The organism is Bacillus sp. CGMCC 1.16541 (assembly GCF_003184905.1).
Taxonomy (GTDB): Bacteria; Bacillota; Bacilli; order Bacillales; family Bacillaceae_H; genus Priestia.
On the sequence record NZ_KZ821212.1, the window covers coordinates 1 to 9,548 of the forward strand.

Below are 9,548 nucleotides of genomic sequence, written 5' to 3' on the forward strand. Positions count from 1 at the left end.
CCGTAGGCACTGCACAAATTAAATGCCATAACCTACATTTTTATGATGCCATAAACAGAATTTTTTATGATTAAAGAGTTACACCAGAAGGGTTGGACGATTAAAGCAATTTCAGNAGCAAGACCATCTACCAGTTAAGAAAAAGACTTCAAACAAAGGGAGTAAATTAGACGCCTATAAGTCTTACATTTTACAAAGAATCAAAGAAGGAACAACAAATTGTTCAGTACTATTTGATGAGGTCGAATCAATGGGTTATAAGGGGAAGATGACAATACTTAGAGAATTTGTAAGACCATATCGTACTAGTTCAAAGAAGCAAGCTACCGTAAGATTTGAGACCCCTCCGGGAAAACAAGCTCAAATGGATTGGGCTCATGTTGGTAAGTTGGAGGTTGATGGTGTTTTTAGAGAAATCTATGCGTTTGTAATGGTATTAGGCTATTCAAGAATGAAATACATAGAATTCACAATAAGTATGGACTTAGAAACATTGATGAATTGTCACATGAATGCTTTTGCTTATTTTAATGGTGTTCCTGAGCAAATCCTCTATGACAATATGAAAATTAAATGTCACAGTGACGCCCCAAACCCCGTCACAATTTGTCGACAAGCCAACCCGAAGTGACAACCACCTATTGCAATGATAGATGGTTGTCACTCTTTTATTTATGAAAAGTCTTGCTCCTCACCTTTTCCCTCTAACTTATTGTCACCGTGACACCTATGATTGTAACACCTCAAACTATTAGTCTATAATTAAATGACACAGTATTTTCAAGTGAACGAGGGGTTTTAACCGTGAAATCTAAGAGGATTGTGTTGTTTCTTGTGCTACTTCTAAATGTAGCAGGGTGCAGCCAGAAGGAAATAATGGATAAGAGTGAAATTGAACAAATGGCGGAGAATGTAGCGGTTCAATACATGAAGGTTGAAAGAGAGATTGAATTCGTTACAACAGATGTTGAAATTTTAGGCGGAGATGACCTTGGACGAGTTTTGGTTCATGGATATAATGAAGAATCCAAAAAAGAGATGTCTGTGATGATGGATTACAAAGATAATTATCGAGTAACATCCATTGGTCGGAATGAATAATACCTTCTATTGTCACAGTCACAATGCTTTCCGAACTGCATCGGAATTTGTCCATAAGCAGACCGAAGGGACAACAACCTGTTATAGTGATAGGTTGTTGTCCTTTTTCTTTGATTGTTCTTTCAAACATTAGCACTGTTCAAATTAAGTGAGCCCTCTTTGCTTACACTATTCAAACTATCCCTGACACTAGTATCGATCTCCTTCCATACACATCGACATTCCTCAACAAATTTACAAAAAGGTAAACCTTCTATTAAAGAATGGTACGAAGAAGGCGGATTTAGAGTGGTTGATTATATCGATGCAACATATGTTTTCTCGCCAGATACGAATGTAACCTTTAGTGTAAATATAAAAAGTCAACATTCGAATCAATACACTTTTAATCAGGTTAAAAAGTCATGGCTAAACAATGACCCTATGTATATTAACTTTACTGAAGGACAAATAGACTATGAGAAAGATAGCGAGCATTTTTTGTCTTATAACACGGAAGACCAGGGGCTTCAGTTCTTTTCCAAAGATAAGAAAACGGTTAATAGAATGTCCTATATGTTTTATCCGTATTACTAAACTCAAAGTAATAACTATGGTTACACTGTAACCATAGTACCACCCTGCAACGCATTAGAGTTTATTGAGAAGTAACCAAAAGTGGCAACTACCTATTTTAATGATAGGGTGGTTGTCACTTTTCTTTTGCTTTCTAATGCCACACCATTGCTTTTGAATCTCTGGCCATTTTCTTACTATTCCGTAACACATCATCACACCTGTTTGTTTTTAGATGTTTCATCTGAAGTTATTCATAATGTAATAAAATAGCTATCTTTCATCTTACATATATAGTGAAATTCCTATGTTGTTTGAGTGAGAAATGGTCAAGAGAATGTGTAGGTTAAAGAGGTGCTAAATGCACTATGATATCGATAGTGAAGGAGGAAGAAGTTCTTTTTTACTTTACCTAAGATGGTATTTACGTATTAAGTAGTAAATGTCAACGAGTCACTATGGCATGACATGACATGACAAAGATTGGATGAAATCTAACATATGTGCTTTTTAGGAAAATACCATTTACATGTAAAAAATCTTAAAAACTTCTAATCATGTATAGATATTACATCCTATGTCTATTATAATAAATTCTATATGAGTTGAATTTATATTTGGAGGTCATCATGGAAGAGACAATTAGTTTGAAAGAATTGTTTCAGACGTTGAAGAAGCGTTTATGGTTAATTACGTTTATTACAGCGATCGCGGCGATTGTCAGTGCAGTCGTTAGTTTTTTTGTGCTTACGCCGGTTTATGAGTCGAAAACGCAGCTTCTTGTGAATCAAACGAAGTCTGATCAACAGTTCTACAATCCTGGAGAAGTTCAGACGAACGTCCAGTTAATTAATACGTACAATGTTATCATTAAAAGTCCTGCAATTTTAAATAAAGTAGCAGAGCAATTAAACCTAGATAAAACGGTTGATCAGCTGAACGGTCAGATTCAAGTCTCAAGTGCAACCAATTCCCAAGTCGTCGAAATCACGGTTCAAGATCCGTCTCCGCATGTGGCGGCGAAGATTGCGAATAAGACAGCGCAAGTGTTTCAAAGTGAAATCTCAAACATTATGAACGTGGATAATGTGAGCATTTTATCAACAGCTGAAGTGAAAGAAGACGTGTCACCTGTAAAGCCACAACCGCTGTTAAACGTGGCGATTGCGATTGTTGTTGGGTTAATGCTTGGTGTGGGTGTTGCGTTCTTACTTGAATATTTAGACAACACGATTAAAACGGAGCAAGATATTGAGAATGTGTTAGGCCTACCAGTCATTGGGGTTATTACAACAATTCATGATGTGTCTTCTGCGAAGAGTACAAGACATTCTCCGTCTATGTCACCAACGAGAAGAGGTGAGACCCTTGGTTCTTAAAGGTAAAAAGAAAGCGGCAAATGATAAGTTACTTACTCTAAAGCGTCGTTTACTTGCGCATAATAACCCGAAAGATCCAGCTGCGGAACAATACCGTACGATTCGTACGAACATTCAGTTCTCGAATGCAGACCGTGAGATCAAGTCGATTGTTTTAACGTCTACAGGTCCTGGTGAAGGGAAGTCGACAACGGCAGCGAACTTAGCGACGGTTTATGCGCAACAAGGAATAAACGTATTGTTAATTGATGCGGATTTGCGTAAACCAACGGCTCATTATACGTTCCGTTTAGAAAACCATGTTGGTTTTACGAACGTGCTTACAAAGCGTGCATCTTTACGTGACGCTACGCAAAAAACAGAAGTTCCGAATCTATTTGTGCTGACAAGTGGTCCGATCCCGCCGAACCCTGCAGAACTTCTTTCTTCGTCTTATATGGAGGAGCTTCTAAAAGAAATGAAAGAAGCGTTTGATATGGTGATTTTTGATACACCACCTGTTCTTGCGGTAACGGATGCACAAGTGCTAGCTAATCGCGTAGATGGAACGATTTTAGTCGTGAGTAGTGGACAAACAGATAAAGAAGCAGCTCAAAAGGCGAAAGAGTTGTTAGCAACAACGAGTAGCCAATTGCTTGGTGTGGTGTTAAATAACCGAAAAGCAGAAGAAGGCTCTTATTATTATTACTACGGTACGAATTAAAAGAAAGCCTCCCCGTAAGCAACGCTTGCGGGGAGGCTTTTCTTATTGAACATTGAGATGTTGTTTTAATGTCGATGATAGTTCAGTACGTTCGGCGTCTGATACATTGTAATAGTAGATGCCGTTTATCTTGCCACCTTTGCCATCAATTTGAATTTGTTCTAGGCTGTGACGGGCTTCTTTGTAGTTCGCTTGAATGTCTTTCATTTGATCAAATGTTAAATTTGTTTTTACATTGGCACCAATGGCATCTAAAATCGTTCCGTAGTTCGTAAGTGATTTAATGCTTGCACCTTCGTTAATCACACCTTGAATGATTTGGCGTTGGCGTTCTTGACGACCGAAGTCTCCTCGTGGATCTTCATAGCGCATGCGCGAATATTTTAACGCTTTTTCACCGTTTAGTTTGAGTGTGCCTTTTTGGAAATGTTCACCGTCATAAGTGAAGTCTAGGTTGTTGGTAACCGTTACGCCACCCACTGCATCGACAATGTCCTTAAAGCTTTCCATGTTGACTTGTACATAATAATCAATCGGTATGTCTAGGAAGTTTTCAACCGTTTTAATGCTCATATCGACGCCTCCAAATGCATAGGCGTGGTTGATCTTATCTTGCTTACCTTTTCCGATGATTTCTGTTCGTGTATCACGAGGGATACTCACCATTTTCATCGATTGATCACCTGGGTTGACGGTTAGTAGAATAAGAGAATCTGAACGGCCGCGATCGCTTCCACGTTGGTCGACACCTAGTAATAAAACAGAGATGGGATCTTTTTCTTTAAAGATTACGTCCTCTGTTCGTTTTTCTGACTTTGGTCGATCTAACGGTTCATGTGTTCGGTTAAGTGTTTTCTCAACTGAACTATAAATTGAATATCCGTAAACACCAATACCAGCGATGAAAAGAAATAAAAGAGTAAGAAAGATTTTTAACCCTTTCTTCTTTTTTGACTTTCGTTTTTTACGCACACGTGCTTTTTCCATATCGTAATCTCGTCCTTTTCTTCTTGAAATAAATAGTCATTTTATGATGTGATAATAGGCATAATGACTTTCTTATTTTAACAGAAAAATTGACAAGATTACTCAAATTTTTTAAAAATAAACCAAAAATATATTATAATAGAACGAGATTGAAAGAAAGAGTGAGGGAGTTAAAAAATGAAAGTGTTTGTAAATGTATTAGCGACAATTACATTGATTACGACGATTGTGGCAGGTCAGCTTTATTGGGATCACCAAACGGAAGCAAAGTTAATGCTTGGATCTGAAGATGATGAGACAGCGAAGGAATCATCACAGCCAACGGAAGAGAAAACATGGCGTGACTATACAAGCAATTTACCTGCAGGGATGGTTGAGAAGCTAGAGCAAGCGAGTGAAACGGGAGAACCGATGAAACTTGTGATTGTTGGATCTCAATCTACACCGAAAGAAAGCGGATGGCCGACTCTTTTACAACAACGCTTAGATGACGTGTATACACCAAAGCTAATAGAAGTTGAGGTATTAGAGTATGAAGGCATGAACACACTTGATTTTGTTCGAGCGCAAGCATACAACGACATTGTACAAGCGCAGCCGGATGTGTTACTATTTGAGCCGTTTTTACTAAATGATAACGGAAGAGTAGGGATTGTGAACACACTAGAAAATATTCGTACAATTATGGATGCGGTTACGAAAGAGGTAGACGATGTGATGACCATCTTACAGCCTTCACATCCTATCTATAACGCTGTGAATTATCCAAATGAAGTGGTTGAACTTGAAAATTTAGCGAAAGAAAAAGGCTATGAGTTTTTAAATCATTGGGAAGCGTGGCCGGACTATAAGTCGGAAGAAATTAAAGATTATTTATCAGACAACCAGCGTGAGCCAAGTGAAAAAGGGCATGACGTATGGGCGAAGTACTTAGTAGATTACTTTGTGGCATCTTAAACTTATTGTCACAGTGCCCCAACGGCATCACAGATTGTCGAAAAGTAACCTAAAGAAATAGGTTATCGCGTAATTGTTTACACCTAAAAACCCTTACCTTTACTCATGACGAGATAAAGGCAAGGGTTTTTGGATTGGGTGTTGGTTACCATTCACGAGGTTCGTAGTTAAGTTCCTTGAATAGTTGTGTTTTTTCTTTTTTAGTCAGATCTCTCCATTGTCCGATTGGGAGATTGTTGAGTTCGATGTTCATGATGCGTGTGCGTTGTAAGCGGTAGACTTCGTAGCCGAGAGCTTCGCACATGCGACGGATTTGACGGTTAAGACCTTGAGTTAATGTGATTTTGAAGTCATATTTAGACAACTGTTCCACTTCGCACGGTCTTGTTTTCGTCCCAAGTATTTTGACCCCTTTTGACATGTTTTCAACAAATTCAGGGGTAATCGGTTTGTCCACTGATACGATGTATTCTTTTTCATGTCGGTTTTCTGGACGAAGAATTTCGTTCACGATATCTCCGTCATTTGTAAGGATAATCAATCCTTCTGATTCCTTGTCTAATCGACCAACGTGCGAGATACGCAGTGGGTGATTGACGAAGTCGATGATGTTTCCTTTGACGTGTTTTTCCGATGTACATGTAATGCCAACGGGTTTATTTAAAATGAGATAGACGTTGTTTCGAGCAAGACGGATCGTTTGACCGTTGACCATCACTTCGTCCCCAGGATTTAGTTGCGTGCCAACTTTCGCTACTTTTCCGTTTACTTTTACGCGGCCGTCTTCAATTAACTTATCAGCTCCGCGGCGGGAGGCTTTGCCTGAATCCGCAATAAATTTATTTAAACGCATGTGTTCCACTTCCTTATGCTAAGTTATCTCTCTATAGTACCTGTTCTTTTTTTGTGAGGCAACCGTTCGTTGTAGGTAGTGAGCTAGATGTCATCGTGACGAATTGAACCGGATTCTTATTTGCAAAAGATCAAGAGTGTAATAAACTGAAGTGATAATTGACTGTCGTAACAATAGGTAGTTTCTAATGTTCTTTTATCCTCCTTTCATCACTCTTTTTATAGTGACATCTTAAGTCAAGTTAGAAAAGGGAGTGACTCTACGGATAAGGTTGTAAATGCCCCTAATTAAACAACATAAAATTCAAATACTTTAAGTAAAGCAAAAAAGGTTTATTCCCTAACTTTAATAAACAGGCTGATAAATACACAGCGCGCAAAGATATATTCGGCAACACTACCTCCGAAGAACAATGCTAAGCATCAAGAGAAGCGTGTTTAGTATACATGACCTTAAACCCCTTCAACAACAAGCTCAGTGGATGTGCCAAGTCTCAATAATCGACTCTTCTTTTTAATCATTATTTTTAACTAAACGATGTGCTAAATAACCAACAGAAACAAAGAAATGAATGCACCTAAACCATTTCTTTTCTCATTTGACACCAGCGCGAACATCAGTGACAATCAAGATAAAAATGATTCTCTACATAAAGGAATGAATCGATATGAAAAGTAATGTTTATGGCATCATAAAAATGTAGGTTATGGCATTTAATTTGTGCAGTGCCTACGGCACTGCACAAATTAAAAAGACCACTTGCCAACAATCCCAAAAATCAATACACTTCCTGTTGGGTAATTTGACGCAGGAGGTATTTAAGGAGATGTTGGCAGTGGCCGAGATTAATTATATCAGACATGAAGCAAACAACAAAGGGCATAGTTATTCGGAGATCGCAAAAAGAATAAACAGAGATTATAGAACAGTTAAAAAGTATGCAGAAAAGGTGGATTTTAGTCCAGAGGAAAAGCCAAAACAATATAGACCTTCTCCAGTAATGGATCCGGTCAAACACATAGTGGATGAATGGCTTTTAGAGGATTTTAAACAGAAGAAGAAGTTTCGTAGAACAGCTAAGAGAATATGGGAACAGTTAAAAGAAGAGTTTGGTTTTAAGGGCTCTGAACGGACAGTTCGAAACTATGTTTCTAATCGAAAGCAGGAGCTGTTAAATGAAGCAGACCAAGCTGCAATACCGTTAGAGACCAAGCCGGGTTCAGCACAAGTGGATTTTGGGGAGGCACCATTCAAATATCAAGGAGAACAGATTACTCTACCCTATCTAGTCTTGTCTTTCCCATACAGCAATTCCTTTTATTTTCAAGTATTCCCTTCACAAAACAAAGAATGCTTTCTGGAAGGGTTAAAGCGAATTTTTCACCATATGGGGGGAGTTCCGAAAAGGATAAGATTTGATAACCTTTCAACTGCCGTAAAGAAAGTATTGCCAAATGGCGAACGGCAATTAACTGAGGAGTTCCAGAACTTCGTTCTGCACTATGGATTTGAGTGTGAATTCTGTAATCCTAATAGTGGCAATGAAAAAGGCCACGTTGAATCCATGGTGAAATATGTGAGGAATAATTATTTATTGCCTAGCCTTCACGTATTGGATTTAGATGAACTGAACAAAAATCTGTGGGAGAAGGCAGAGAATGACCGGCAACGAAAACATTATGAAAAGGAAGTCTTAATCTCAGAATTATTCAAGGAGGATCAGAAAGCCTTTTTAGTATTGCCAAGCAAGGAATACCAATGTGTTAGATATGAAACTTTGAAAGCCGATAAATATGGTTACATAAAGATAGAGAAAAACATATACTCTACCTCACCGAGGTATGCTTTAAATAAGGTTCTAATAAGGATTTCGTATAATACCGTTGATATTTTAACAGATGATCATGAATTGATAATAAGACATTCACGCTTATATGGCCAATATAGAAAGTCTATCAAGTGGCAGCCATACTTGAACTTAATGGCCAAACGTCCTATGGCACTCAAATATACGAGTTTTTATGAGCAACTTCCTGATGAATGGCAAACTTATTTAAACTCATGTACGGTTACAGAGAAGTCAGAGGCTTTGAGATTACTCGCAACGGTACTCAAAGACCATGATTTTACTAGAATTACAGAAGCATTAACCATTGCATACGAACATGGTCATCCTTCAGTCGAATCGATTAATCAGGTATTCTATCAGCTCATTAATGGCCGAGGAATTCGCCCAGAAATACACCCTAAACTTCCATTACCAAATATGCCGGAAGCAGCAAGAGGTTTAGAGCATTATAATCAGCTTCTGAAAGGAGCTGAATTAAATTGAATACACAAATTCAAGAGTATGCCAAACGCTTGAAGTTAAGCTGGGCAAGAGAGCATTACCACGAGATTAAAGCAGATTCGAATGAAGAGTTTCTACTCCAGCTTTTTGAAAAAGAAATTCAGCAACGTGAAGAAAGAAAGACCAATCTCTTACTTGCCCAAGCAGGACTCCCTAATGCATCTGGAAAGCCATTTGATTGGAGTGAAATCGTTCTAGCAAAAGGACTAAATCAAGAATACTTACTGGACGGAAAATTCATGGAGAAACAAGAGAATCTCATTTTTTATGGTGGGGTTGGGACTGGGAAAACATTTTTATCGACACTCATTGGGCTAAACGCCATACATAAGTATGGCAAGCCGATAAAGTTCTATACAGTGGCATCATTAGTCAATCAATTATTAGAGGCGAATGATAAAGGAAATCTCAATAAGATTTTTAAAAAGATTGAAAAGCTGGATCTCCTGATACTGGACGAGTTAGGTTACATTCCCTTACATAAACAAGGAGCAGAATTATTATTTCAAATTATCTCAATGTGTTATGAAACCAAAAGCATTATTATAACTACTAACCTTCAGTTTGGTCAGTGGAATCATGTATTTGGTGATCCGATTTTGACAGAAGCTGTTATAGATCGATTAATTCACCATTCTCACTTAGTAGTATTTAAAGGACCTA

General features: G+C 38.1%; 8 protein-coding genes and 1 pseudogene. 7 read left to right on the forward strand and 2 right to left on the reverse strand.

The window, feature by feature from the left end; translation table 11 throughout:
* Positions 1-116 precede the first annotated feature (116 nt).
* The 4 genes and pseudogenes from DIS06_RS04380 to DIS06_RS04400 form a co-directional block, all read left to right on the forward strand.
* A pseudogene (locus tag DIS06_RS04380) lies at positions 117-616 on the forward strand (DDE-type integrase/transposase/recombinase); the annotation flags it as partial.
* Positions 617-804: 188 nt separating this feature from the next.
* Positions 805-1,101, forward strand: a complete 297-nt coding sequence (locus DIS06_RS04385) for a hypothetical protein (protein ID WP_162595870.1) — start codon at positions 805-807, stop codon at positions 1,099-1,101.
* A gap of 1,184 nt (positions 1,102-2,285) precedes the next feature.
* On the forward strand, positions 2,286-3,035 hold the full coding sequence (locus DIS06_RS04395) for a YveK family protein (protein WP_110112035.1): 750 nt from the start codon (positions 2,286-2,288) through the stop codon (positions 3,033-3,035).
* Entirely contained in the window at positions 3,025-3,738 is a 714-nt protein-coding gene (locus tag DIS06_RS04400; protein WP_239421869.1) for a CpsD/CapB family tyrosine-protein kinase, read from the forward strand. The genes DIS06_RS04395 and DIS06_RS04400 overlap by 11 nt, the downstream gene beginning before the upstream one ends.
* Positions 3,739-3,780: 42 nt before the next feature.
* Here DIS06_RS04400 and tagU read toward each other — a convergent pair whose 3' ends face one another.
* Positions 3,781-4,725, reverse strand: coding sequence for a polyisoprenyl-teichoic acid--peptidoglycan teichoic acid transferase TagU (gene tagU / locus DIS06_RS04405; RefSeq protein WP_110112036.1), 945 nt, complete (start codon positions 4,723-4,725; stop codon positions 3,781-3,783).
* A 177-nt stretch (positions 4,726-4,902) separates the two neighbouring features.
* Here tagU and DIS06_RS04410 point away from each other — a divergent pair, with 177 nt between their 5' ends.
* The gene (locus DIS06_RS04410) at positions 4,903-5,682 is read left to right on the forward strand and encodes an SGNH/GDSL hydrolase family protein (protein ID WP_110112037.1); all 780 of its coding nucleotides are present in this window, start codon (positions 4,903-4,905) and stop codon (positions 5,680-5,682) included.
* 145 nt (positions 5,683-5,827) lie between these two features.
* On the opposite strand, the gene rluF is transcribed toward DIS06_RS04410, so the two are convergent.
* Positions 5,828-6,535, reverse strand: a complete 708-nt coding sequence (gene rluF, locus DIS06_RS04415; RefSeq protein WP_162595871.1) for a 23S rRNA pseudouridine(2604) synthase RluF — start codon at positions 6,533-6,535, stop codon at positions 5,828-5,830.
* Between the two features lie 826 nt (positions 6,536-7,361).
* Between rluF and istA the strand changes: the two genes are divergently transcribed.
* Positions 7,362-8,867 (forward strand): IS21 family transposase, encoded by a 1,506-nt coding sequence (gene istA / locus DIS06_RS04420; protein ID WP_110112039.1) that lies wholly within the window; start codon positions 7,362-7,364, stop codon positions 8,865-8,867.
* On the forward strand, positions 8,864-9,548 hold a 685-nt coding region (istB, locus tag DIS06_RS04425), incomplete at its 3' end, for an IS21-like element helper ATPase IstB (RefSeq protein WP_110112040.1). The genes istA and istB, both read left to right, overlap by 4 nt.